Genomic DNA, 23431 nt, shown 5'->3' with positions numbered 1-23431 from the left:
AATTTCATTCCGACTAAAAGAAAGCGCTTTCTCTTTGCGCTTTTTTAAATAGATAAGCTAACCATCACCCAGCAAGGTGATGGCAACGAGCAAAATGATTTTCTGCAATTTGGGTGGGTTCTGGCAGCGATTGCGTACACTGCTCAGTCGCTTTCAGACAGCGAGCCGCGAATGGACAACCAATACTGCTGGGTTTCCACAGTGGAATATCACCTTTTTTCGCTTGCAACTCCCGTCTCCCCGCTTTGCCCACTTCTGGCACCGCCGAAAGCAGCAGTTGCGAATACGGATGCTGCGGGTTTTGCGTCACACTGTCACTATCCCCCCACTCCACCATATGGCCGACGTACATCACTGCGGTCTTTTCCGCGAAGTAACGCGCGGTCGCAATGTCGTGAGTAATGTACATAAATGAGATGCCGTGTTTGTCTTTCAGATCCGCCATCAAGTTCAAAATGCCTAAACGAACCGACACATCCAACATCGAGATCGGCTCATCGGCCAAAATCACTTCCGGGTCAACGGCGATAGCACGTGCAATCGCAACGCGCTGGCGCTGGCCGCCACTGAGTTCGTGCGGGTATTTTTCCGCAGTCTCTTTGGCTGGCGACAAGCCCACCAGCTCAAGCAGTTCAAACACCAGTTTGGGAATAGCAGCGTTATCGGCCCGTTTGTGGATCTGCAACGGGCGCGCAATGTGGTGATAGATGGTGTGCACCGGATTGAGTGAACCAAAGGGGTCTTGAAAAATCATCTGCACTTGACGTGCGTATTCCAACTCACCATTTTCTTTGATGTAATCAGCCAGCGGTTGGCCTTTGAAGCTGACTTCCCCGGCGGTTTTATCGTAGATGCGGGTTAAAATGCGTGCTCCGGTACTTTTGCCCGAGCCCGATTCACCGACAATCGCCAGCGCTTCGCCTTTGCGCAGTTCAAACGACACATCGTTCACAGCGCGCATCAGATTACTTTTCACCGATTGACCCAGAGGAAAATCTTTCACCAGATTCTTAACCGAAAGAATCACTTCAGGTGTGTTTACTTGTTGCATATTCCCCCCAACTACACTGAATGACAAGAGACTAGGCTGCCGTTGCCGACATGTTTGAGATGTGGCTCTTGCTGCTTACACACGGATGCACAAATAGCGCAGCGTTCTTGGAAATTACATCCCGTTGGGATATTGAGCAGATTGACCGGGTTACCGGGAATACCGTAAAGACGCTCTTTTGGCCCGTGAATGGTCGGGAATGACGAGATCAATCCTTTGGTATAAGGGTGCTGCGGATTGCCAAAAACTTGCTGCGCCTCGCCCAGCTCAATTAAGTTGCCAGCGTACATCACACCAATGCGGTCAGCGATTTCGCCCATCAAACTCAAATCGTGGCTGATGAACAGAATCGAAAAGCCAAACTTGCTCTTGAGTTCGTACAGCTCGTTGAGAATTTCACGCTCAACCACCACATCCAGCGCCGTGGTTGGCTCGTCCATGATGATCAGTTTCGGCTCAAGCGCCAGTGCCACCGCAATCACCACGCGCTGCCTCATACCGCCACTGAGTTGGTGCGGGAAGCTGCTCATGCGATCGCCATGAATACCGACCACTTTTAGCAGTTCTACCGCACGCTCATGAGCTTGTTTGTAAGGCACTTTGCGGTGCGCCAAAATCACATCCGTCAGCTGCTCACCAATGGTAATGACTGGGTTGAGCGAGTTCATCGCACTTTGGAACACCACCGATACATCGTTCCAGCGAAAATCGCGCAGTTGACGATCGTTCATCTTCAACACATCTTGCCCTTTATAGAGGATTTCCCCTTCCGAGATGAGCGCAGGCGCTTTATGCAGACGCGAGATGGCAAACGCTAAGGTACTTTTACCACAGCCAGACTCCCCTGCAAGCCCTAAGGTTTCACCGGGTGCGATGGTTAAGCTTACGTTATTCACTGCGCGTGCCACGCCATTGGGTGAGACGTAATCTACGCACAAGTTATTGATTTCAAGTAACTGACTCATAGTAGACCTCGACGTTTATCGGCTTGCTTTTTCAATTGATACCACAGTTTGATGTGTGGGCCAGTGCGCAGTTTCGGGTTGCTCACTTGGTCGATCGACATGTTGATCAGCGCCAACGCGCCGCCGGTAATCGCCAATGCGGACGCCGGTACCAACATCTCCCACCATGCTCCGGTGTAGAGCGATGAGGAAGTTTGCGCCCAGTAGAGCATCGAGCCCCAGCTCACTTCGGTTGCGTCACCTAAGCCAAGAATGCCTAGGCCCGCTTCCGCACCCATGGCGTAAATCACGGTGCCTAAGAAGCCACCGAATACGATGGAAACGAGGTTTGGCAGAATTTCGACCAAGATGATGCGGATTTTTGACTCGCCCATCACTTCCGCCGAAATGATGAACTCTTTATTGCGAATCGCCATGGTTTGCGACCGGATGACCCGTGCGCCCCAAGGCCACGACGTGATTCCGAGCAAGACGGTGATCACCAAGGATCCCACCTGACCGAGAAAAGCCGCCAGCACAATCAAAAGGGGCAACTGGGGAAAAACCAGAAACACGTTGGTCAGAAAGTTAAGGCGTTCATCGATTTTTCCGCCGAAGTAGCCGGAGGAAACACCGATGATCACTGCCAAGCTCATGGCAATCACGCCCGCAGCAATTGCTACGGTGAGTGACTTTCGCGCACCGTGCAGCACTTGGCTGTAGACATCACGGCCACTACGCGTGGTACCGAGAACGTATTCTGCATTCGGCGCGACGTGCGGGCGAGCCACGCGCTTTTCTGGGTTGTGGGTTGCCAATACCGGTGCAAATAGTGCTCCGCTCAGGATAATGGTCAGTAACAAACCACCAATAATGGCTGGCGGGTTACCGTAGAAGAATGCGTAAATTTTACCTAGTGTTTTTTTGGTCTTTTTCCACGAGAAACGAGGCTCACGAGCGATCATTTCAACGGGTTCGGACGCTTTATTAGTATTAATGATCTTGTCCATGGTACACCTTAATTCGAAATGCGGGGGTCAAGCCAGACGTAGAGCAGATCGGCAATAAAGTTCGCCGTTAAAACTGCCGTGACGAGAATTAACAAGATGGCTTGGATTAATGGGTAGTCACGCGCCACAATGCCTTTGAGTAAAATGTTGCCCAGCCCTTGGTAGTTAAACACCACTTCCGTCATGATTGAGCCGGCGAAGGAGAAACCAATCGCCATGGCAATCGCAGTCGCCACTGGCAAAATCGCGTTGCGGCCTGCATAGCGGTACATCACGCGGAAACTGCTCAGTCCTTTCGCTTCCGCCATGGTGACGTAATCTTCACCAAGCACGTTGATCATCGCGTTGCGCATGTTAAACACCCAAGTGGCGATACCGACCACCACCATCGAACCGACTGGAAGCACCGCGTGTTTCGCTACGCTGCCGATAAACTCCAGGTTAAAGCCCGGCTCTAATGCAGGGTCGTAGGTGTACGCCAGCGGCAGCAATTCCAACTTCAAACCGAAAAAGTAGAACAGCAGCAGCGCAGTGACGACATAAGGGAAGTTACTGATGAAAGCCAACACCGGTGGCACCACTTGGCCAAACAGTCCTTCACGACGATAAGACGCATAGGTACCAATACTGACACCGATGATCAGTGCAACAATTAAAGAGCCGAGCGCAAGGAACATGGTCCACGGCAGCGCCATGGCAATCACATCCGATACACTTACCGGAAACATCAGTACCGAAGGGCCAAGATCAAGCGTAAACACGCTCTTCATGTAAGCCAGATACTGCTCGAGCAGATTGCCATCGACAAAACCATACATCTCACGAACGGCGTCCATCTGAGCGGGGTCCATTCGACCTTGCGCTGCGGCAAACAGAGCATCCACCGGATCCCCCGGCATCAAGCGCGGCAACATAAAGTTGAATGAAATCGCAATCAGGAAGGCAGTAAAATAAAAGCCAAAACGGCGAACTAAAAACGACATAACACACCTTTTAACCTAGGAGCCACCACCGTGGCGGTGACTCCTAACAATTGAAAACACAAATCCCTTATTTCAGGTGCAGGTTGTTGAGGATGATCACGCGCTTACCGCCGTCATACCACACTGGCTGTACATATGGGTTTTCTGCATTTGGCCAGCCAACAATCTTCTTGGTGCTGTATTGGAACCAAGTTGGGTTAGAGAACAGAGGAATAAACGGTAGGTTTTCTGCGGTGTATTCCTGCAATTGAGAAAGGATCGCTTCTTGCTTTTTCGCATCGCCGATTTTGCCGAAACTCTCGATTAGTTGATCGATTTCAGGCGAGTGCACACCGTGGCCCGCGTGCCAAGTTTTACCGATACGCGAGGTTGCGAAGTACTCTTGGTAGGCCAAAATTGGGTTGGTGGCGACCATCGACCAGTTGATCGACATGGTGTATTTGCTCTCTTTCAAGTTAGCGTCATACACCGCCCAGTCCACGGTTTTCACATTAGCTTTGATGCCGATTTCGTCAAAGTACTCCGTGACCATCTGCACCACTTGGATCCAGTCAGTCCAGCCGTTCACCACTTCGATATCAAACTCAACCGTTGAGCCATCTTTGTTGTCACGTAAACCGTCACCATTGCGATCCACAATGCCCGCTTCTTCTAGCAACTGTTTCGCTTTTTCTGGGTTATATTGGGTTAAATAACCATATTTTTGCCCAATTTTAGGGTCGATGTGCGTTTTGTATAGCTCACCAATACCACCGACATTGTAGTTGGGCGTCGGATAACCGTAAGCGGCGATATCGACAATCTCTTGGCGGTCCAGAGCCATTGACAATGCCTGACGCACGCGCAGATCATCAAACGGCGCTTTTTTGGTGTTGACGTACAGGTGAATCGCGTCGTTGGCTGGGTACCAGAAGTGGTTGTTGGCTTTGTCTTGCGCGACAAACGTCGATTCCACATCAGCAATAAAGTTTGAACCCCAGTCGATTTCACCTTTGATCAACGCAGGTTGAATTTGCGAGTTGTCGTTGTAAGAGCGGAAGTTAACGCAATCAAGGTATGGGCGACCTTCAAGGTAGTAGTTCGGGTTACGGCACAGTTCCATTTGCTGTGGCTTAACGTATTTCACTACCGTCATTGGGCCGCTACCCACCGGATTTGGATTGGTAAAGGTGGTTAAGTCCGCCACTTTTGACCAAATGTGCTTAGGCACAATGTGGTAACGCTCTAGGTTCCACGCGAACGTCGAGTCCGCCTCATTGAGTGCAAAGACTACTGTAGTCGCATCTTTTGCGGTAATGGTTTGCAGATTTTTCGCCGACCAAATACCTTTTTGGTCAAACGCTGGCGCATCTTTGGTTAGCATGAAACTGTAAACCACATCCTCTGCGGTTAGTGGCGTGCCATCAGACCATTTCAAACCGTCACGAAGCTTTAGCGTGAGGGTTTTCAAGTCATCCGAGTAAGACACCGATTTCGCCAAACGAAAATCCGTTTTCCCCGTCATGTTATTAAACACCAACAGAGGTTCAAACATGACACCGTGCAGCAGATCCTTGGTGGTGTACGGGTTGAAGTTGTCAACAAACCCCGTATTGATGATTGGCACGGTTAAGGTGCCACCCTGTTTGATCTCAGCCGCTGTAGAGGCCGTTGCAGTTAACATTAGACTGGCAGCGAGAGTTGCGAGCAGAGTTTTCTTTTGCATCACATTGTCCTTGTTTTAGTTACACCCCATGAAAGCGATTTCTTATAATTCTTAGATGCACTCCTCATTGTGCGCACAATAACGGTTTTATTGGTAGCAAGATGAGAAAGAAAGCGCTTTCTTTTGATTCATTCTTCCTCTTTGCCAACAACTATTCAAATGGAGATGGATAAAACCGACCAGAGATCACAGATTTAATTAAACCATACTTTTCAATAACTTAATAACACCTATCTCTAATGGCAAAAAATATATTCCCATATAATCAATAAGTTAAAATATATTCGTCGCCATGAATTTTGTGACATAACAAACGTTTATTGTCCGAGAAGAGAGCGAATCATCCGCTTGGCCGTTCACTTTTTGTTGATTTTTTATATACACCAAAGAAAGCGCTTTCTTTGGTAAATGTTCTGTGAAATGATAAGGTTAGAATACAAGTTGGAGTCACTTACTATGCTCAATTTCTGGAATGGCAACAAATCATGGACAAGACAACAGCACGAAATCGATGTACTACGTGCCGTCCTACAAGCTCAAGAAATCCCTTACAACATCTTCCATGATACTACGGACTACCCTCTCGCCAGTGATGAGGCCAACATTTTTGCGTTAGGCACCGATCTCACCACCACAGTTGCTGGCAACCTTAAGTTTGCCAAAGGCACATATTTGATGGTGCCTCACGCCATTTGTGGCGGCATATTGGGTTGTCGAGTCTTGATTGTACGCCGTGGTGAACAGGATCAATTTGCCCACCTATCGATCTCAGAACTGAAACGGCGTATCGCTGGCATTCCCGGCACTTGGGCAGACGCAGAGCTCTTGCGGCAAAATGGTTTTCAGGTATTGGAGCAAGGAACGCTGGCACAACAGTTCTTACTGCTACAAGAAGGGCTGTGTGACTTTATCCCGCTCGGCATCAACGAAGCACAAAGTTTACTTGATGACCATCCACAAGAGGCCAGTCGGCTCGTCATAGAGCCCAGCCTGATGCTTTTCTACCCTTTGCCAATTGTCTTTTATGTAAATCCGAGCCAAACCAAACTGCAAAAAGACCTAAAACTGGGGCTACAAACACTCGAGCAACGCGGAGTGTTAGAGCACATCTACCGAAAGCATTACGGCACTGCGGTTCAGCATCTTTCGCCAAACAAACGAAAAGTATTTCGCTTAGTTAACAATCAGTTACCAGAAGAGTGGCATGATTTCACGCCACTTTATCTTTGAGCGGTTGAAATGATAATTTTTCATTATTATTTTCAGAATATTTGATAATTTAACATTTCAATTATGCTCACATAGACTTTCTCTATCGGTCGTAACCACTCAGAAAATAGCATTTGGAGAAAGTCATGAAAATGAATCACGTCGGCATCATGGTAGGCGATATGGACCAAGCGGTGGAGTTCTATACTCAAGCTTTGGGGCTAAAAATCGTCATGAACAATACAAAAGTGATTGAAGAGCGAGAAACAGCGATTGGTCGTATGTGTATCGCGGTTTTTGGTGAGGGTTTTAAAGGCTTTAACATTGCGCACCTCATCACGACAGATGGTATCGGTATCGAACTGTTTGAGATGAAGGAACGCCAAGAGCGCCATGACGTAGACTTCTCTCGGCTAGGTATTTTCCATTTCTGCCTGCAAACCGACGATTTTTCAGGTGTGATGGAGAAAGTGATAGAATTTGGCGGGAAAGTGCGTATGGATGTGATGCGTTACCACCCAGAAGATGATGCAAGGCCTGCTAAGATGGTCTATTTGGAAGACCCGTTTGGTAATCTCTTCGAGCTTTACTCTCACTCGTACGAAGAAACTTACGCATCAGAATACGAGTAACCAGCCGAGTAAATTTGTCGCCATCGGTTCAAAGGATTAGCCATTAGCTAATCCTTACTTGTATCAGCGCAGTGCTTCTTTTATGTTGCTTTCTATGCAGAGCCTTAAAACAAATAGGACACTCCATCCATTTTTGGCTGTATGAAGGACACATTTATGCTCAATCCAATCTGGCTGAACACGTTCAAAACCTTAGTTGATGTGGGGCACTTTACTCACACGGCAGAAAGACTGCATATGACCCAGCCCGGCGTCAGCCAGCACATTCGAAAACTTGAAGAGCTCTGCGGTCATGCGCTCATAAAGCGAATCAATAAAACCTTTGAACTTACAGAGCAAGGAAAATTGGTCTATGAACACGCCGTAAAGAGCGCCGACGCTGAAGCTCGTTTGTTTGCTAGCCTAGAGTTTGACAATCCATTTGCTGGTGTGTGTAAGTTGTCCTGTTCAGGTTCACTGGCATTGCAACTCTATCCACAGTTACTGTCGTTGCAACAAGCGCACTTAGATTTAGAGATCCATCTTGAAGCCGCCCCCAACCAGAAAATCTTCAATGATCTGCAGACAGATATGATTGACTTAGGGATTGTCACCCAAAAGCCCGACGAAAGGCTATTTCAAAGCACTGTTCTCGGCAGCGAGACTTTATGTTTGGTCTTACCAAAGCTTTATAAAGAGAGTGAAATTAACGTAGACTTGCTATGCGATATTGGGGTGATTGATCATCCTGATGCCCAGCATTACTTATCCATTTATTTCAATGCGTGTGAGCTGGAGTCGCTGTCTAAGATCAACCTAGATAAGCTGCCAAAATCGGGCTACGTCAACCAACTGAGCCAAATCTTACTCCCGGTTTCTCGAGGTTTGGGATTTACTGTTCTGCCAAAAAGTGCCATCACAAACTTTGTCGATAGCGAAAGCCTATTCGTTGTCCATCCAAAAACGGAAGTGAGAGAAACTTTATATTTGGTGCAAAAAAGAAACCGCGACCTGCCACAGCGCTACCAGACCGTGAACCGCTATTTAGCGCGTATCTTCTCTTAGTGTGGTACACGGACAAACCAAGGAAACAGCACAAGCATAGATTCGAACGAGATGTTCAACAAAAGTTAGCTTTGGGAAAAACAAGAAGAAAACTTGGAGCGGGCAGCGGGAATCGAACCCGCATCATCAGCTTGGAAGGCTGAGGTAATAGCCATTATACGATGCCCGCGCATCGTGAGGACGGGGCTACTATGCCACATCTAATAAAAAAGAAAAGCCCTTTTTAGTTCAAATGGTTAAATCATGCTCAAACACATTCCAAGTGCTCAGATATTGCGCTCTTGTAGTTCAATCTGAGCGACTGCGGCACAATGCTTTCCTTGCCTTTTGGCTTGATACATCAGTTTATCGGCTGCATTTAAGTCCACTTTCTGACGAACGTAGGGATAATATGCGCAGCCGAGGCTGATCGTCACCTCGTTGGGCATTTGGATAAAAGTGAGTTCAGACACCGCGCTGCACAAGTGGTGTGACAACGATTCAGCCTCTACATACGATACGCCACACAGTACAATTGCAAATTCTTCGCCACCGATTCTGGCGTATAGCGCGTTATCCGGTAATTCATGTTCCACACACCTTGCGACTCGCTGAATCACCACATCGCCTGTGGCGTGACCAAACTCGTCGTTAATTTTCTTGAAATCATCAATGTCAAACATCAGCACTGCAACGGAAGTATTCTTTGCGGGTAACGCCTCTAACTGCTCGATAAAAAAGCGTCGATTACTAATTTGAGTTAAATGATCACGCCGAGAGAGATCGAGCAAATTTTGATTTGCTGTTTGTAGTTGCTGAGTCCTTACTCTAACAGTACGTTTGAGCAGCAAGATATAACTAAGGGACAAAACGACAACCAGTGTCAATGCGACTGGAAACAAAAACTTAGGATACACGGTTTGAATCGTGCTCCAACTGGCTATCACTTTATCCATTTCGCGATCGCCCACTCGCTCAAAACCGCGTTCAACCTCTTTGAGCAGGTCCTGTTGACCTTCAGCGACAGCGGGACGAATATCACCAGAATAAAGATAAAGTGCCGGCACAAACGCAGTGGACTGATCCGAAGTGTACAAGTAAAAGTTCGCAACTTGCAGGTCGGCGACAAAAGCGTCGATGTCATGGCGAAATGCCGCTTCTATCATCAAACGATTATTGGGATACTTGACCAACCTCGCCGCCGGATAGGTTTTTGCCATAAAATATTCTTCATACCCGCCCTCAACCACACCAACTCCCTGTGCATCCAAACCGCTCAGAATAGCATTGAGATCAGAAGTAATGATCCTCTGGCTGAGATACAACTGAGTGTTGATGGTCATAATGGAATCGGCAAAATCGAAAAAGAGATCGCGCTTCTCGGACCACAACAGACCTGCATGAACATCCGCTCTTCCTTGCCGAACCGCGAGAATAGAGTCATTCCAATCCGACAAGACAAACTCTATCTCGACCCCGTTTTTCTCGCCGTAACGTTGCCAGAGATCGATCAAGATGCCTCGTTTTGAACCATCTTCGGCTACATAAGAGAACGGCTTCCAAGAGGTCGAATTCGCCACCCTGAGCTTCTTTTTTACCGAATCTTCCTCAGCAGCAAAAGTGTTAAAACAAAACACAACTTGAGCAAGTAAGACAAAGGTGAATAAAACGCGTATCAAATGCGCGACATGCATTGAGCAAGTCCTTTATCGTTTGAATATTTTTGTAGTTTACCGCTAAGTGTCGTTCAATTTTCTAATTTTTCAACAACAAACCGAAGGACAAAATGTTATTAAACTTTGAACTGTGAAACCTCTCGATTTAATTGGTTCACTTTCTCTTGGGCCTGTTTTGCACAAAGGTTGGAAGCGTCGCTGTTCTCTGCCACACCGGATACCGACTCCTGCACACCAGTCATCAACTGGGTAATGGAGTGAGTCGCATCCGATTGCGTTTGCGCAGCATTCGCCAGTTCAGTGAAATGCTGATTGAGCTTATTAATTTGTCCAATGCTCTCTTTCAATTCGACCACCGCTTGTTCAATATGCTCTTCACCACTGACTGCCAGCGACTGACTGGCTTCAATTTCTCTCACGACTAAGCTTGTTGAACTTTGAATTGCGTTGACGATGGTATTAATCTCGCTGGTCGATTCCGTAGTCCGGCTAGCGAGCAAACGCACTTCATCCGCCACCACGGCGAACCCTCTCCCATATTCACCTGCACGAGCCGCTTCAATCGCGGCATTCAGCGCCAGTAAATTAGTTTGCTCGGCCAGTCCTTCAATGACCTCTGTCACCTTGCCGATTTGCTCACTCGCTTGGCTTAACTCTGCCACCATTTTTGCTGCACTTTGAATGGTTTGATTGAGTGATTGCATGGTTTTTTGGTTTTGCTCCAATGCGCTATGCCCCTGAGAAATCTTCTCTTTGGAATACGCCAGGCTTTGCGCTGACGACTCGACTTGAAGCAAAGTATTGGTTGCGGCATCAGCCACGCCATTTACTTCATTCCCCACTTCAACCATATCCGCTTGCTGTCTTTTTATTTGCAGGAGTGTTCTCTCACTCGAATACAATAACTCACTCATGCTTGCGTCGACCGATGCGGCTTTGTCTGTCACTCCTTGGACAATTGAAGACAAAGAGTGATTCATGCGGTTTACCGAATCGGTTAAAGTTGCCAGTTCGTCCGTTCCTTCGACACTCAAAGGCGCTTGAGAGATATCGCCCGAGGCGATACGGCTGGCCCGCTCAGACACCAACACGACACGCCGACCAATATTCCGACCTAAGTATCCCGACAACACAACAGCGGCGAGTACGGTCAGAGCGACAGCAATCACCAGCGAAATCACCACTTGTTTCATCGACTGACGGATCCCCTCTCCGCTGCGATCGGCTTTTTGCTGCTGGCTCAGCACCACTTGCTCTAGCCGTTGATTAAGTTTGCTCGTTGTTGGCACCAGCTCTGAGGCCATGATCTGATTACTTTGGTTCCAATTAGGCGCATTGCGCAGAGCGATAACTTGCTCAGCGAGTGGGAAGTAGAGTTGCTGCATCTCCTTAAACAGTGACCATAAATCGCGATCACTTTCTGACATCAGCGCACTTTTTTCCTCAATTTCGGCGACGGATTGATTGTGAAACGTAATAAAATCTTGATATTTCTCTAGGTGCTCTGGCTTTCCATACTGCAGATAATCACGCATTGAGGAGAGTGCGTTGGCAAGTGAGGTGTAACTGTCCGCATACACTTTGAACAGCCGCTTACGCTCACCGCCTTCTCGGTTGCCCGCCTCATCGTTAATCAGTCCTTGGATCTGATCCAAAGCCACTTCGGCGATTGGTGCGGCTTCATTGAGGAACAAACTGTGCGCTGGTAAGTTTTCATCGGTATGGCTCAATTCAACCACCCGATTAACTAAAGTGACCACCGTTTGCCACTGCTGCGACAATACCTCAAATTCTTCAGGGGCGATCAGCGATTGCATCCGTGGCCATGCTTCTTCCGTACGAGAAAGAACGGTGGTCAGCGCTTGATGCAGGGTTTCTCGTTTATTTTCGTCCCCACCCAACAACATATACGCGCGTAGAGTAGAGATAACTTCTTGAATAGACTGCTGAATCGCTCGGCTGCTATCAACAGTTGGCAGATCACGATTGAGTAGCGACGCCGTATGCTGCTCAACCACATTGGTCGTGCGATACGTAAAAACTGACGAAGCAATAAACAGCACTGCAAGTAACAAAAAGCTGAGCTGCAACTTCCCTGATATTGAAAAACTCATCCCACAACTCCTGAGTACACTTAGACTCCACCATAACAATTTTCGCACACACAGCATACATTTCACTAACTTTTCTCAAATGCAGTTTGCATACGCGCCATTTTTCTCACAATCAGCAGATAACCCGTCATTTGCTCAGCAAAATCACATCAATATTCTGATGGCATGGTTCATGTTCGAGTAGCCACCGAGGCATTTATACTCGCTACACAATCCGCTCTTTTAAGCATATGTGACGCTAACGATAAAAATGTTAAAAAATAGCTATCGACCATCTCGCTAATTTGCAAACGCTCTGATAACTTTACGCCACTTTAAAACTGGCTCAGATTGTTACTATGCCGTCGCACTACCGAATTAAGAAAATCGTAGAAATTGGCGATACCCTGCATCGCAGTGGTTGTGCACCTTACAAAGTTGAAAAATATACCCTGCACTACGCACAAAAACATGGCGTGGACGTGATGATACAGGCAACACCGACAGCGATTAATTACCAGTTTACTGACACCAATAATACGGTTGTAATGAAACGCCTAAAGCCAGCCTCAATTAATTTGAGTCTACTGGCAAACACCATTATTCGGATTAATCAACCCAGTAATGAACCGGTACCCGAGCCCGTCGGTTACTCAAAATGGGTGGTTGCCATCGCAAACATGGGCATTCCTCCGGCGTACCTGATGTTGGTCGGTAGCACCTTAGAAGCGGTCGGCTTCGCCTTTTTACTTGGACTGATGATTTGGCTCTGCCAACAAGTATTTCATTCACGTCGTGCTATTGCGGTGGAGTTTTTTTCTGCTTTGGTGACTGGTATCTTCGTCGCGTTTCTTGCTAATACGGGCTTACCCATTCCCGTTTGGGCTCTGTGCATTGCCGCGGTCATCTTGTTTGTTCCGGGGCTTTCCATCGCCAACTCGTTAGAATGTCTCGCCTTTAATGATCTGATTTCGGGAACTAGCCTCTTTGGTCAGAGTGCTCTGACGTTGATAAAACTCTTTGTGGGCATCGTTATGGGGCTCAATATTGGCGAAGCGATCTGGGGGCAAGCAACCTCCATCTCATACACCAATCAGGTGCCGTTCTGGATGCACATTTTCGGTTTGTTCTTGCTGTCTATCTCGCTTGGCATCTTGTTTAATGCCAGGCCTGTAGACATTGTTCTCGGCTTGCCGGTGGCGATGCTCGGCATGTGGGGGCCACTATACTTGGGCTTTGAGAGTGGCTGGGTGGTTGGTACTTGGGTCACAACGGTGCTCATCACCTTGTACGGCACATGGATAGCGAAGAAAATGGAGCTGACAGGCTCAATATATATTGTGCAAGGCATCATCATTTTGGTTCCGGGAAGCCGCGTGTTAGTGAGTGCAGGCCAGTCAGTGTTTGAGCAATCCATTTTGCCGATCCCCAGTATTGGACTCTCCGCTCTGTTCATGTTTTCGGCGATTGTCGCTGGTCAAATTACCGCGTACGCCATCTACTCACCAAAAATTGAGCATTAACCCCAAACTGGCGTAAAACCATCGGTAACGAAAGAGCCCGGTGCAAAATGGATTTTCTTAATCCCCTTTGCACCGGGCTCTTTGCCTCTGTGTTTCATTTTACGGCTGAAACTGCCTTTCCCCTTTTTCGCTTTTACTACCCGAGTCTTAAACAACTGGCTGGTGACCAACGCCTTGAGCGCGTTATCTTGTATCACTCCTCGGCCTAACTCATGCTCATGAGCGTCAGAGCGGCTCTTACTTTTGCCTTTCATTTCTTTTCCCTCCCGGGGTGCCTTATTGCCAGCCGCTATTTGAGATCAAAGCGCGTTAGCTGTCAATTCTTATATCCGTTGACAGATTATTTGTATCTTGTCCATCAGCAAAATTTATTTGACGCATCATTAATTTGTAAGATTGATTAATAGTCGAAAACAAAATAGTGATTGACGGCAAATAATCTTAATTTACCGAAGTTTATCCATTGACTCTTGCGCAAGTTAACCTAGACTTTGGGTCGAACAGAAAGGAAGTCTTTTGTTTTGCACATTTCATTGAATTTTACAAAATTCCAGAACCGTGTTGCTTACAAATGTATTTTTTTCTTTATGCAATACCAGTCGTCAATTCGGCTAAATGAATTTTGATATAGATAGGATTTACACATGTCTAACACAGTAACCGGCACCGTAAAATGGTTTAACGAAACTAAAGGCTTTGGTTTTATCAAGCAAGAAAACGGCCCGGACGTTTTTGCACACTTCTCTGCAATCAAAGGTGATGGCTTCCGTTCACTCGCTGAAGGCCAAAAAGTGTCTTTCGTCATCTCTCAAGGCCAAAAAGGTCCTCAAGCAGAAGAAATCACAGTGCTTTAATTAGACTGGACATTTTTACGGTAGCCAGCCATAGTGCTGGCTATTTTTATGCTTGAAATTCAATCTTATGGCACTCAAACCGACAATCTACAAGTTCCGTATCAACCTAACCGATATGAATCGCGACTATTTTGATACGATTTCCATCACCACCGCACTGCACCCCTCTGAAAAACTTGAGCGCTTGGCGGCGCGCTTGCTTGCATTCTGTTTGCATGCACAACCCGACCTAGCCTTCACCAAAGGACTATCGAGTACGGAAGAGCCTGACATCTGGAAGAAAGAGTACGACGATTCCATCAGCGTTTGGATTGATGTCGGCGAACCCGAAGCCGAGCGAATCAAAAAAGCGTCTCGACAAGCCCAACAAGTCACCGTTTACAGCTTCAATAGCAAAAGCGCCGTGTGGTGGGAAAAGAATAAGGGGAAATTTCAATCACTTCCCGTCAGCGTTTATCAATTTGATGCGACGGCGGTGGACGCTTTCGCCGCTCAGATCGAACGAGGCACCACATTGTCAGTGATGATCTCCGGAAACTCAATTTTTGTCGATGGTGACCACTTCCACCAGCAAATCGACTGGCAAGGCTTACAAACCCATGAATGAACTTGAGCAACGGCTAAGTGATATCGGCGTCCATACACTTGAATTTATAGAAAACCACCCTCAAGCTCTCGCCCGCTTTTGCACTGGGCAGAACGATTTATATCTGCGAGTGGTTGAAAATAAGCCGCAAACACCCAAGCAGTTGCTCCTACTTGGTTTGTTGACCAAAGCCCAAAGTGAAACACTCGCCGATTTCATGCAACATGCGAAAAGTCGTCAGGAGATGCACTCGGTGTTCGAGGATGAGCTAGGAGAAGAGTTCGCCGAGCGTTTTAACGATGTTACGCTACAGGATCTCAGCTTAGTGACAACATTATGGTTATTTGTACAAGGCCGTCTCAACATGGACTTTAGCTTAGCGAATGATCACGCCCACGAAGCCGCACAACACCTCAGTCCGTTTCTAAAAATGGAACCTGATGCCATTCGCAGCGAATTTATACAAAGTTTTTATCAAGGCAAAGTGCTTTATCAACGCGATAATCCGCCCAATAGTTTCTGGCAACGAATACGCAATCTATTTGCTTGATAAATTTCATGGTTTTGTAACAAGCGTAACACTGGTACACTCCGACGCGATTTATTAAACGTGGAGATACGCTATGCGCTTTATTCGTTGGTTTTTAGGCAAATTGATCCTACTGGCAAATGCTATTTTTGTTCCCAAAGGCATACAGCGTAGCCCGGAAGCACAAGCTGTTGTCGATGCTAAGGCCAAAAGCCTATCGCTGTATCAATTTGAGGCGTGTCCGTTTTGCGTGAAAGTGCGCAGAGCAATGAAAAGACAATCGGTTCACTTTGAACTGCGCGACGCAAAAAACAACGCGGAACATCGACAAGCCTTGCAACAAGGTGGAGGTAAAGTCAAAGTGCCCTGTTTACGCATTGAAGAAGATGGCCAGACTCGTTGGTTATACGAATCCTCAGATATTGTTGCCTACCTTAAAAAAGAATTTGCCTAAAAACAACACAAAGGCACGAGTGGGCGCCTTTGTGCTTGAATAGCGCTTTTGCTGATTATCGGGTGACGATCAACATCAACTCTACCCGACGATTGCATTTGCGTCCGTTAATAGAACGGTTAGAGCACGCGGGCAGATACTCACCGTAACCACGTGTGTAAACCCTGCCTTCGGGAACTTGCGACATCAACAGTTGCTTTTTTACTTCTTCAGCACGCTGCTCTGACAGCGAGTTATTAAAACCACTTGTCCCTGTGCTGTCAGCGTGACCATCAATCACGATATCAATATCCTCACGAGAAGAGAGATAAGATCCGAGCAAACCAATCCACCTTGTCGAATCGGCAGATACTTCGGCGGAAGCGGTTTTGAAGTGAATGATTTCGGTCAAATGAAACATCATATGATTACCAGGCAGTAATTGATATTCGATCCGGTTGCGTTGTAAAAACGCTTGTAGCGATTCCCTTGTTTCGCTTCTTTTCGGTGTCACATCACGAATGACTGGCGACTCTGATTCCGCTACAACTTCCCCACCCCAATCGGGATAAATTAACGTTTCCTCAGTTTTGGGCGCAGTATCAAGCATATTTGGTGGTGCAATTAAGCTACTACACCCAGATAGCAACATGCACCAAAACGCAATACTCGTTCTCATCGACACCCCAAATGTACAAATGGTTATTTCTCAATATGATATCGACCCAATTTGAAAATCTTTAGTAAATTGTGCCTGTATCACGATCTGTGCCTCTTACGACAACATTCAACAGTTGCAAGATTATTTTGATTTACCTATCACGTGTAAGTCATCCATCGAGTGTGAGTTCGCCACACTGGTTTTTTCATGTTAAAGCATAGCTTATTGTTTCAAATTGCTATTTATCTCCAACATTCGGTTTTCCTTGGTGTGCTTAGTAGGTAAAATCACCGCTCTTTTCTTTTTTGTTGTCACGACTATGTATAAACGTTTCACTTCGCTGCTAATAGCGATTACTGCCATCTTCAGTCTTGTTGCCTGTAGCGACACCACGCAGCCTAAAGAAGGTGTGCAATATAAGACCTTACCCACCTCTCTTGAGGTTTTTGAACTGCCTGCGGTAACCGAAGTTTTTTCATTAACTTGTGGCCACTGCCGAACCATGGAAGAAGTGATCCCTCAACTCGAAGAACAAACCAAACAAAAATTTGGCAAGCTGCATGTTACCTTTAACGAAAGCGCGCAAATTAGCGCATTTGTTTTTTACACAGCCGCCATGCAACTTAAGCAAATACCGGACCACGCTTTTATGCAAGAGCTATTCGCTGCAGTACAAATGGGGCCAGAATTTACAGGTATAGAGAAGCAACAAGCGCTTGAAAAAGCGTTTGAGAAACGTCAGCTAATCAGCCCCTATCAGTTGGAACAAGATCAACAGCAAGCAATGCTTACCTTGTTTCAGCAAGCGGACGCAGCCTCTCAAGCAGCACAAATTAACGCAGTACCGACTTTTATTGTTAATGGTAAATATCAAATACTCACCGGTGGTCATAAAAGCGCTGATGATATCGCTAACACGATCACTTACCTACTCACTCAACCGTAAACTCGCAGAGGTCATTTGTGTCTAAATTCGTTTTTCCTATTGTTATATTTCTACTCGCGGCCTTTTTTATCTACCGTACTTGGACAAGCCACAAAGCGTCTGAGGCTAACTTTGCTATCGGCCAAGCCTTTCTAGAAGAAAACAGTAAAAAGGAAGGGGTAGTCACTACAGAGAGTGGCTTGCAGTATCAGGTGCTTGAAAAAGGTCATGGCGATAAACACCCAAGCGCATCAAGCAAAGTAAAAGTCCATTATCATGGCACTTTAATTGACGGCAGCGTGTTTGACAGTTCCGTTCAGCGCGGCGAACCCATTAGCTTTGGCCTGAATCAAGTGATTAAAGGCTGGCAAGAGGGCCTGCAATATATGGTTGAGGGAGAGAAAGTAAGACTGTTTATCCCAAGCTCACTCGGCTATGGCAAAAGCGGTTCTGGCCCGATCCCACCAGCTAGCGTACTTATTTTTGACGTCGAACTGCTTGAAATTCAGTAAAACTTCGACCAAGTGCCGCTCATTAGCGGCACTTGGTACTCGCAAGGCGTTACATCTCTAACGATCAATTAATGGTGCGGCCACCGGATAGAATACCAACGCATCACCTTCAACCATAAAGCAGTCCATACCCGCTGCATGTGCTGCCTGCAATCCAAGTTTGGTATCTTCAAACACGGCACACTGTTGCGCGCTAAGTCCTAAAAGCTCTGCTGCGCGCAAGAAAGTTTCCGGTTCTGGTTTGTGTTGTGTGACATCACTCGCAGTCACCACCACATCGAAGCAGGAGCGCAGCCCACTGTTTTTTAACAGACGTTCGGCGCTCTGGCGCTGGCTGCCCGTCCCAACCGCCAGTTTTTTCTTTCCTAGGAAAGCTTGTACCACACGATGAGTGACATCAATGATATCGCCATAATTTTTCAGTGAGACAAAAGCATCCATCTTAAACGCAGACACTTCACTGGGAATAAGTTGCAGGCCAAAGCGGCGGTTGAGTTCGCTGGCGATTTTAAAGCTCGGCATACCACCCAGCCCATGCAGCCACGCCCTCTCAAAAGGAAAGTCAAAAAATTCAGCCGTTTGCCGCCAAGCTTCTAAATGTGCGGGCATGGTATCGATCAGGGTTCCGTCCATATCGAAGATCAAACCTTCATAGCGTGAATAGTCATTTTTGTTCATAGCTTTCATTTTCTAGTATATTAAGTGTCAGTTTGCTCATTAAGGGCTAGTATTAAGGAGTCAAGGTTGCAGGAGTTAAAAATCTCTCACTCGGTTGTTCTTGCCAGCCACGAATGGGAAATAATACCTATTCGGGCACAAGGTTGCGGTGGGCAGAACGTGAATAAGGTATCGAGTGCGGTTCATTTGCGTTTCGATATTAAACAATCGACCCTACCAGATTTCCATAAGCAATGCTTATTAAATCTCGGAGACAGTCGCATCAATAAAGAGGGCGTTCTGGTGTTAAAAGCTCAGCAACACCGCAGTTTTGAAAAGAATCGGCTTGATGCTGTGGAGCGCTTGGCACAAATCATTCGAAATGCGATAAAAAAAGATAAGAAAAGAGTGGCAACAAAACCAACCAAAGGGTCGGTTAAAAGGCGACTTGAACAAAAAACGCACCAAGGAGCCAAAAAAGGCCTAAGAGGAAAAATTACCTTTTAAACAATTAGTTACAACTCAGTAGTGAAATGCGAGCTAGGTAGGGTTATAAGATTTTATAATTTTATTGCCATTCGTTATAAACGTATAATTAGTACGAATGACTATAAAACTGCTTACATATCTAAGGATACCGTATGACTATCAAGCAGAAGCTCTACTCTTTGGGGGTTGTTGCTATTGTGGGGATTGTTGCCCTACTGTTTTCAACCTCTCACTTTGTTTCTAAATCGGAACAACTTCAGCAAGCCATCAAGCTCGTCGCGGATTTGGAAATTCGACTGCTTAACCTTCGTCGTAACGAAAAGGATTTTTTACTTCGCAGTGACGTTAAATACTTGTCTACTTTTGATAAAAACGTTGATATTTTTCTTTCAACGGAAAAACAGCTCGCCGCCATTCTCACTAGCAACCAATTGCCATCAAGCACTCAGTTGCGACAAGATTTACTCACCTACCAAAAAGGCTTTCAAACCTTGGTCGCCGCGTATCAAACTCTGGGGTTGAACGAGCAGCAAGGATTATTAGGCAATTATCTGCAAGAGCTCAAGCGAGCAAAAGACGCATCTAGCGCAGAACAAGTTTTACGCTTGATGGAGTTCAATCAAAATGTATTGCAAGGTGAAGTGAAAAAAGAACTCCTCAGCGGCATAGAAAGCAGCACCCTGCTTAGCCGCGCCGCGCAAGTGGCCAATCAGCATGTTGCTATTGGCGTACAGTACAACAAGGGGCTGTTAGGGGAAGTGCGCACTCTCTCCCACACCGTAGAAGAGCAGTTCAAAACATTTGCCAATGCTCTCAACGAAGCGTACGACGAGCAAACCCAGCAAATGGACCTTATTAAGCAATCTGTCACCGCTCTCGTCCTTTTACTTCTAGTGGGGATTATTTGGCAGATTTCCCGCTCAATCAATCATCAAGTTCAAGTGCTGTCTGATACGATTCACCGTATCTGTGAAACCAACAACGTAGGTTTACGCTGCCAGATGAAAGGCAATGACGAATTGGTTGAAATCGGCAATTATTTCAATACCTTGCTAGAGAAAATTGAGCAGCTCATTTTTCACTCTCAGGAGAAATCGACCCAGCTCACTTCAAGTACCAACAGTATGCACGATGAACTGGAGGGCGTGATTGAGCAGTTCCATGTTCAGGCGGATCACACCTCCACCATGACCATCTCTGTTCAGGAAATGGTGTCCACCATCAGCGAGATCTCGGAAAGCACTTCTGTGGCGGTTGAAGGGGTGCAACAAGCAGCGAAAAACGCCGAAGCTGGGCGTAACGTGGTGGTATCGACAGTGAAGAACGTCGATCAACTGACCAGCATTTTAGCCAATAGCCAAACATCTATTCACTCCCTCAACGACCACGTGGACAAAATCGGCGGCGCAGTGGTCATCATCCAAGGGATCGCAGAGCAGACCAATCTACTGGCCCTTAACGCAGCGATTGAAGCAGCGCGTGCAGGTGAGCAAGGCCGAGGCTTTGCCGTGGTTGCCGATGAGGTTCGCGCCCTCGCCAGCCGCACTCACCAGTCAACCGAAGAGATCACCAAAGTGGTGGCGGCCATTCAGTCGCAAATGGCGAAGGTTGTCAGTGATATTGAGCAGTGCAATCAGCAAGGCCAAGAGACGTTACATGCCTCTGAGCAGTTAGATGCCAGTTTGGCGCGCATTATTACCGACATGTCGAATATTCAAGCGAACTCAGAACGTATCGCTTCAGCCATTGAAGAACAGGGTATTGTGATGGGACAAGTGAGCGATTCGATTGCCGAGCTCAACACCATTTCTGAAAACAACATGCACTCAGCCCAAGAGTGTTTGGCAGAGGTGAACACGGTCTCTTCTCAAGCCAAGGACATGGATAAAGCGGTTGCGCAGTTTAAGACGCGCAATCGCTGAGAAGAAAAACGCACGGTTTGCAGTAAGAGCGCAATGGTCCAAGGTGCTACTTTAAATAACGCAACGACTATTTTTTTAAAGAAAATGCGTTATCATGCAAGCAATTACAGCCTTCGGTAGAGAGGACAAAGATGATATCTAAATGGGCTAAGCGTTTTTATCAAATGGCAGAACTGGTGGCGTCTTGGAGTAAAGATCCCTCCACGCAGGTCGGCGCGGTGATTACCAAACAAAATCGTATTGTCTCAGTGGGTTTTAATGGTTATCCACATGGTGTTTCCGACAGCGTCGACACTGATGAACGAGAGCTGAAATATCTCAAAACCTTACACGCCGAAGAGAACGCTATTTTGTTTTCGAAACGAGATCTCGATGGTTGTGATATTTGGGTGACGCATTTCCCTTGCCCAAACTGTGCGGCGAAAATCATCCAAACAGGGATTGCGCGAGTACATTGCCCTGAGCAATCCGCCGATTTTCTCTCTCGCTGGGGAGATAAGATCCAAGTCAGCCAAGATATGTTTAATCAAGCGGGGGTTGAAGTGGACTGGTTACCGCTGGCCGACCTAAACAGCGATGACGTTCGCTAATCTCTTGTTACCTGCCAAAACAAAAACATCGGCCCGGTGATATTACCGGGCCGACTGTTTGGAACACAACGATTAGGCGTAGCGTTTGGCGGTCATCTCTGCAATTTTCACGATCACTTCGACGGATTTTTCCATCTGCTCGATAGAAATAAATTCATGAATGCCGTGGAAGTTATATCCGCCGGTAAATAAGTTCGGGCAAGGAAGTCCCATAAAGGATAATCTCGCGCCGTCAGTTCCACCGCGAATCGGCTTAATCACTGGCTCAACATCACACTGCTCCATCGCTTGTTTGGCAATGTCAATAATGTGGGGGAAAGGCTCGACTTTCTCCCTCATATTGAAGTAACTATCGGTAAAACAGATCTCCACCGAACCGTGTTTCAATTGCGCGTTCATTTCATCGACCCGTTGCTGCATAAAAGCTTTGCGCTGTTGTATGCCTTCGCGTGAAAAATCTCGTAGGATATAGCCCAGTTCCGAACGCGCAACACCCATCTCCGCCGATTTCAAATGATAAAAACCTTGATACCCTTCAGTGCCTTCAGGGGTCTCTTCTTCTGGCATCATGCAGTGAAAACGGCTCGCCAACGTCATCGCGTTGACCATTTTGCCCTTGGCGGTTCCCGGGTGAACACTGACGCCATGGAAAATAACGTCAGCACTGGACGCATTGAAGTTCTCGTACTCCAACTCACCTTGCGGGCCACCATCAACCGTATACGCCCACTCAGCGCCAAAACGGGTCACGTCAAAATGGTCTGCGCCACGGCCAATCTCTTCATCCGGAGTAAAACCAATGCAGATATCGCCGTGTGGGATGTGCGGGTTTTCCATAAGAAGCTCAATGGCAGATAAAATCTCTGCGATTCCAGCTTTATTGTCTGCGCCTAGTAGCGTGGTGCCATCGGTTGCAATCAGGTTGTGGCCATGCAGTGAGTGCAAATCGGGATATTGGACCGGTGAAAGCACCTCATCGCCGATACCAAGTGCAATATCGCCACCTTGATAATCTTCGATAATTTGTGGCTTAACGTGTTTGCCAGATGCATCCGGCGCGGTATCCATATGGGCAATGAATCCGATGGCAGGCACAGGATAGCTCACGTTTGACGGCAGTTTTGCCATCAAATATCCATTGTCATCAAGGTGTACGTCACTCAAGCCGAGTTCGATGAGCTCTTGCTTTAAGTGCTGGGCAAATTTCAACTGCCCCGGCGTACTTGGGCAGCATTTTTTCTTGGCATTCGACTGAGTGTCAAACGTCACGTAGCGAATAAATCTTTGTACTAGATGTTTCATAGCAATTCTCATCATGGTAGCCAACAGGAGGAGCGGATTTTTGCTTTTGGGCATGCTCTCTACTTCTAATGCCGAATAGAACAAGGAGATTTGAGCTGCAAGGCGATATTCGGCCGAACTAT

At 46.9% G+C, this 23431-nt stretch carries 24 protein-coding genes and 1 tRNA gene; 13 read left to right on the top strand and 12 right to left on the bottom strand.

The annotated features are described in order from the left end of the window. Window positions 1–64 precede the first annotated feature (64 nt). The 5 genes from EWA64_RS18445 to EWA64_RS18425 form a co-directional block, all read right to left on the bottom strand. Window positions 65–1051 (bottom strand): ABC transporter ATP-binding protein, encoded by a 987-nt coding sequence (locus EWA64_RS18445; RefSeq protein ID WP_061895862.1) that lies wholly within the window; start codon window positions 1049–1051, stop codon window positions 65–67. Between the two features lie 11 nt (window positions 1052–1062). After that, entirely contained in the window at window positions 1063–2016 is a 954-nt protein-coding gene (locus EWA64_RS18440) for an ABC transporter ATP-binding protein (RefSeq protein ID WP_061895863.1), read from the bottom strand. Further along, window positions 2013–3005, bottom strand: coding sequence for an ABC transporter permease (locus tag EWA64_RS18435; RefSeq protein ID WP_061895864.1), 993 nt, complete (start codon window positions 3003–3005; stop codon window positions 2013–2015). Before EWA64_RS18435 ends, EWA64_RS18440 begins: the two co-directional genes overlap by 4 nt. An 8-nt stretch (window positions 3006–3013) precedes the next feature. Then, window positions 3014–3988: an ABC transporter permease gene (locus EWA64_RS18430; protein WP_061895865.1), complete on the bottom strand. Its 975-nt coding sequence runs from the start codon at window positions 3986–3988 to the stop codon at window positions 3014–3016. Between the two features lie 67 nt (window positions 3989–4055). Then, window positions 4056–5693, bottom strand: coding sequence for an ABC transporter substrate-binding protein (locus EWA64_RS18425; RefSeq protein ID WP_061895866.1), 1638 nt, complete (start codon window positions 5691–5693; stop codon window positions 4056–4058). Between the two features lie 420 nt (window positions 5694–6113). Between EWA64_RS18425 and EWA64_RS18420 the strand changes: the two genes are divergently transcribed. From EWA64_RS18420 to EWA64_RS18410, 3 genes are all read left to right on the top strand, one after another. Continuing rightward, complete coding sequence (locus EWA64_RS18420; RefSeq protein WP_244881522.1) at window positions 6114–6923, top strand: type 2 periplasmic-binding domain-containing protein; 810 nt, start codon at window positions 6114–6116, stop codon at window positions 6921–6923. 125 nt (window positions 6924–7048) lie between these two features. After that, complete coding sequence (locus EWA64_RS18415; RefSeq protein WP_061895868.1) at window positions 7049–7534, top strand: VOC family protein; 486 nt, start codon at window positions 7049–7051, stop codon at window positions 7532–7534. 156 nt (window positions 7535–7690) lie between these two features. Continuing rightward, entirely contained in the window at window positions 7691–8578 is an 888-nt protein-coding gene (locus EWA64_RS18410; RefSeq protein WP_061895869.1) for a LysR family transcriptional regulator, read from the top strand. Window positions 8579–8672: 94 nt separating this feature from the next. On the opposite strand, the gene EWA64_RS18405 is transcribed toward EWA64_RS18410, so the two are convergent. The 3 genes from EWA64_RS18405 to EWA64_RS18395 form a co-directional block, all read right to left on the bottom strand. After that, window positions 8673–8747 (bottom strand) — tRNA-Gly (locus tag EWA64_RS18405). 97 nt (window positions 8748–8844) lie between these two features. Continuing rightward, window positions 8845–10137: a sensor domain-containing diguanylate cyclase gene (locus tag EWA64_RS18400; RefSeq protein WP_244881523.1), complete on the bottom strand. Its 1293-nt coding sequence runs from the start codon at window positions 10135–10137 to the stop codon at window positions 8845–8847. A 212-nt stretch (window positions 10138–10349) separates the two neighbouring features. Further along, on the bottom strand, window positions 10350–12347 hold the full coding sequence (locus tag EWA64_RS18395) for a HAMP domain-containing methyl-accepting chemotaxis protein (RefSeq protein WP_061895871.1): 1998 nt from the start codon (window positions 12345–12347) through the stop codon (window positions 10350–10352). A gap of 338 nt (window positions 12348–12685) precedes the next feature. On the opposite strand from EWA64_RS18395, the gene EWA64_RS18390 reads away from it, so the two are divergent. After that, window positions 12686–13849, top strand: a complete 1164-nt coding sequence (locus tag EWA64_RS18390) for a threonine/serine exporter family protein (RefSeq protein WP_061895872.1) — start codon at window positions 12686–12688, stop codon at window positions 13847–13849. Here the strand turns inward: EWA64_RS18390 and EWA64_RS18385 are convergent. After that, window positions 13846–14103, bottom strand: a complete 258-nt coding sequence (locus EWA64_RS18385; protein WP_082796728.1) for an alternative ribosome-rescue factor A — start codon at window positions 14101–14103, stop codon at window positions 13846–13848. The two genes, EWA64_RS18390 and EWA64_RS18385, sit on opposite strands and share 4 nt — an antisense overlap. Before the next feature lie 390 nt (window positions 14104–14493). On the opposite strand from EWA64_RS18385, the gene EWA64_RS18380 reads away from it, so the two are divergent. From EWA64_RS18380 to EWA64_RS18365, 4 genes are all read left to right on the top strand, one after another. Further along, window positions 14494–14703, top strand: a complete 210-nt coding sequence (locus EWA64_RS18380; protein WP_039427306.1) for a cold-shock protein — start codon at window positions 14494–14496, stop codon at window positions 14701–14703. Between the two features lie 67 nt (window positions 14704–14770). Continuing rightward, window positions 14771–15310, top strand: a complete 540-nt coding sequence (locus EWA64_RS18375) for a YaeQ family protein (protein ID WP_061895873.1) — start codon at window positions 14771–14773, stop codon at window positions 15308–15310. Then, window positions 15303–15839: a hypothetical protein gene (locus EWA64_RS18370; protein WP_061895874.1), complete on the top strand. Its 537-nt coding sequence runs from the start codon at window positions 15303–15305 to the stop codon at window positions 15837–15839. The genes EWA64_RS18375 and EWA64_RS18370 overlap by 8 nt, the downstream gene beginning before the upstream one ends. Window positions 15840–15912: 73 nt before the next feature. Beyond that, window positions 15913–16272 carry a glutaredoxin family protein gene (locus tag EWA64_RS18365; protein WP_061895875.1) on the top strand — a complete coding sequence of 120 codons (360 nt, stop codon included), beginning with the start codon at window positions 15913–15915 and terminating at the stop codon, window positions 16270–16272. 55 nt (window positions 16273–16327) lie between these two features. Here the strand turns inward: EWA64_RS18365 and EWA64_RS18360 are convergent, their stop codons facing one another. Next, on the bottom strand, window positions 16328–16930 hold the full coding sequence (locus EWA64_RS18360) for an OmpA family protein (RefSeq protein WP_061895876.1): 603 nt from the start codon (window positions 16928–16930) through the stop codon (window positions 16328–16330). 301 nt (window positions 16931–17231) lie between these two features. Here EWA64_RS18360 and EWA64_RS18355 point away from each other — a divergent pair, with 301 nt between their 5' ends. Together EWA64_RS18355 and bamJ are read left to right on the top strand one after the other, a co-directional pair. Further along, complete coding sequence (locus EWA64_RS18355) at window positions 17232–17858, top strand: thioredoxin domain-containing protein (protein WP_061895877.1); 627 nt, start codon at window positions 17232–17234, stop codon at window positions 17856–17858. A gap of 17 nt (window positions 17859–17875) precedes the next feature. Further along, window positions 17876–18349, top strand: coding sequence for a BamJ family beta-barrel-assembly machinery protein (bamJ, locus tag EWA64_RS18350; protein WP_061895878.1), 474 nt, complete (start codon window positions 17876–17878; stop codon window positions 18347–18349). 57 nt (window positions 18350–18406) lie between these two features. Here bamJ and EWA64_RS18345 read toward each other — a convergent pair whose 3' ends face one another. Next, window positions 18407–19027, bottom strand: coding sequence for a beta-phosphoglucomutase family hydrolase (locus tag EWA64_RS18345; protein ID WP_061895997.1), 621 nt, complete (start codon window positions 19025–19027; stop codon window positions 18407–18409). Window positions 19028–19093: 66 nt separating this feature from the next. Between EWA64_RS18345 and arfB the strand changes: the two genes are divergently transcribed. The 3 genes from arfB to EWA64_RS18330 all read left to right on the top strand — a co-directional run bounded on the left by arfB (window position 19094) and on the right by EWA64_RS18330 (window position 22007). Next, on the top strand, window positions 19094–19513 hold the full coding sequence (gene arfB, locus EWA64_RS18340; protein WP_061895879.1) for an alternative ribosome rescue aminoacyl-tRNA hydrolase ArfB: 420 nt from the start codon (window positions 19094–19096) through the stop codon (window positions 19511–19513). A 134-nt stretch (window positions 19514–19647) separates the two neighbouring features. After that, window positions 19648–21417, top strand: coding sequence for a methyl-accepting chemotaxis protein (locus tag EWA64_RS18335; RefSeq protein WP_061895880.1), 1770 nt, complete (start codon window positions 19648–19650; stop codon window positions 21415–21417). Window positions 21418–21548: 131 nt separating this feature from the next. After that, on the top strand, window positions 21549–22007 hold the full coding sequence (locus tag EWA64_RS18330) for a dCMP deaminase family protein (protein WP_039427294.1): 459 nt from the start codon (window positions 21549–21551) through the stop codon (window positions 22005–22007). A gap of 72 nt (window positions 22008–22079) precedes the next feature. Here the strand turns inward: EWA64_RS18330 and pepT are convergent, their stop codons facing one another. Then, entirely contained in the window at window positions 22080–23309 is a 1230-nt protein-coding gene (gene pepT / locus EWA64_RS18325) for a peptidase T (RefSeq protein ID WP_061895998.1), read from the bottom strand. Between the last annotated feature and the right edge of the window lie 122 nt (window positions 23310–23431).

Source organism: Vibrio cidicii (assembly GCF_009665415.1).
Lineage (GTDB): Bacteria > Pseudomonadota > Gammaproteobacteria > Enterobacterales > Vibrionaceae > Vibrio > Vibrio cidicii.
Note: the sequence above shows the minus strand (reverse complement) of the source record. Positions and strands in the feature narration are given on the sequence as shown.

Bases quoted from the DNA above. Each gene is read 5' to 3' on its own strand.
- EWA64_RS18380 (WP_039427306.1), top strand. From the start codon at position 14,494: ATGTCTAACACAGTAACCGGCACCGTAAAATGGTTTAACGAAACTAAA.
- EWA64_RS18395 (WP_061895871.1), bottom strand. From the start codon at position 12,347: ATGAGTTTTTCAATATCAGGGAAGTTGCAGCTCAGCTTTTTGTTACTT.
- EWA64_RS18375 (WP_061895873.1), top strand. From the start codon at position 14,771: ATGGCACTCAAACCGACAATCTACAAGTTCCGTATCAACCTAACCGAT.
- EWA64_RS18430 (WP_061895865.1), bottom strand. From the start codon at position 3,988: ATGTCGTTTTTAGTTCGCCGTTTTGGCTTTTATTTTACTGCCTTCCTG.
- EWA64_RS18365 (WP_061895875.1), top strand. From the start codon at position 15,913: ATGCGCTTTATTCGTTGGTTTTTAGGCAAATTGATCCTACTGGCAAAT.
- EWA64_RS18425 (WP_061895866.1), bottom strand. From the start codon at position 5,693: ATGCAAAAGAAAACTCTGCTCGCAACTCTCGCTGCCAGTCTAATGTTA.
- EWA64_RS18335 (WP_061895880.1), top strand. From the start codon at position 19,648: ATGACTATCAAGCAGAAGCTCTACTCTTTGGGGGTTGTTGCTATTGTG.
- EWA64_RS18440 (WP_061895863.1), bottom strand. From the start codon at position 2,016: ATGAGTCAGTTACTTGAAATCAATAACTTGTGCGTAGATTACGTCTCA.
- EWA64_RS18435 (WP_061895864.1), bottom strand. From the start codon at position 3,005: ATGGACAAGATCATTAATACTAATAAAGCGTCCGAACCCGTTGAAATG.
- pepT (WP_061895998.1), bottom strand. From the start codon at position 23,309: ATGAAACATCTAGTACAAAGATTTATTCGCTACGTGACGTTTGACACT.
- EWA64_RS18410 (WP_061895869.1), top strand. From the start codon at position 7,691: ATGCTCAATCCAATCTGGCTGAACACGTTCAAAACCTTAGTTGATGTG.
- EWA64_RS18385 (WP_082796728.1), bottom strand. From the start codon at position 14,103: ATGAAAGGCAAAAGTAAGAGCCGCTCTGACGCTCATGAGCATGAGTTA.
- EWA64_RS18330 (WP_039427294.1), top strand. From the start codon at position 21,549: ATGATATCTAAATGGGCTAAGCGTTTTTATCAAATGGCAGAACTGGTG.
- EWA64_RS18445 (WP_061895862.1), bottom strand. From the start codon at position 1,051: ATGCAACAAGTAAACACACCTGAAGTGATTCTTTCGGTTAAGAATCTG.
- EWA64_RS18420 (WP_244881522.1), top strand. From the start codon at position 6,114: ATGATAAGGTTAGAATACAAGTTGGAGTCACTTACTATGCTCAATTTC.
- EWA64_RS18390 (WP_061895872.1), top strand. From the start codon at position 12,686: ATGCCGTCGCACTACCGAATTAAGAAAATCGTAGAAATTGGCGATACC.
- EWA64_RS18360 (WP_061895876.1), bottom strand. From the start codon at position 16,930: ATGAGAACGAGTATTGCGTTTTGGTGCATGTTGCTATCTGGGTGTAGT.
- EWA64_RS18345 (WP_061895997.1), bottom strand. From the start codon at position 19,027: ATGAACAAAAATGACTATTCACGCTATGAAGGTTTGATCTTCGATATG.
- EWA64_RS18355 (WP_061895877.1), top strand. From the start codon at position 17,232: ATGTATAAACGTTTCACTTCGCTGCTAATAGCGATTACTGCCATCTTC.
- EWA64_RS18370 (WP_061895874.1), top strand. From the start codon at position 15,303: ATGAATGAACTTGAGCAACGGCTAAGTGATATCGGCGTCCATACACTT.
- EWA64_RS18415 (WP_061895868.1), top strand. From the start codon at position 7,049: ATGAAAATGAATCACGTCGGCATCATGGTAGGCGATATGGACCAAGCG.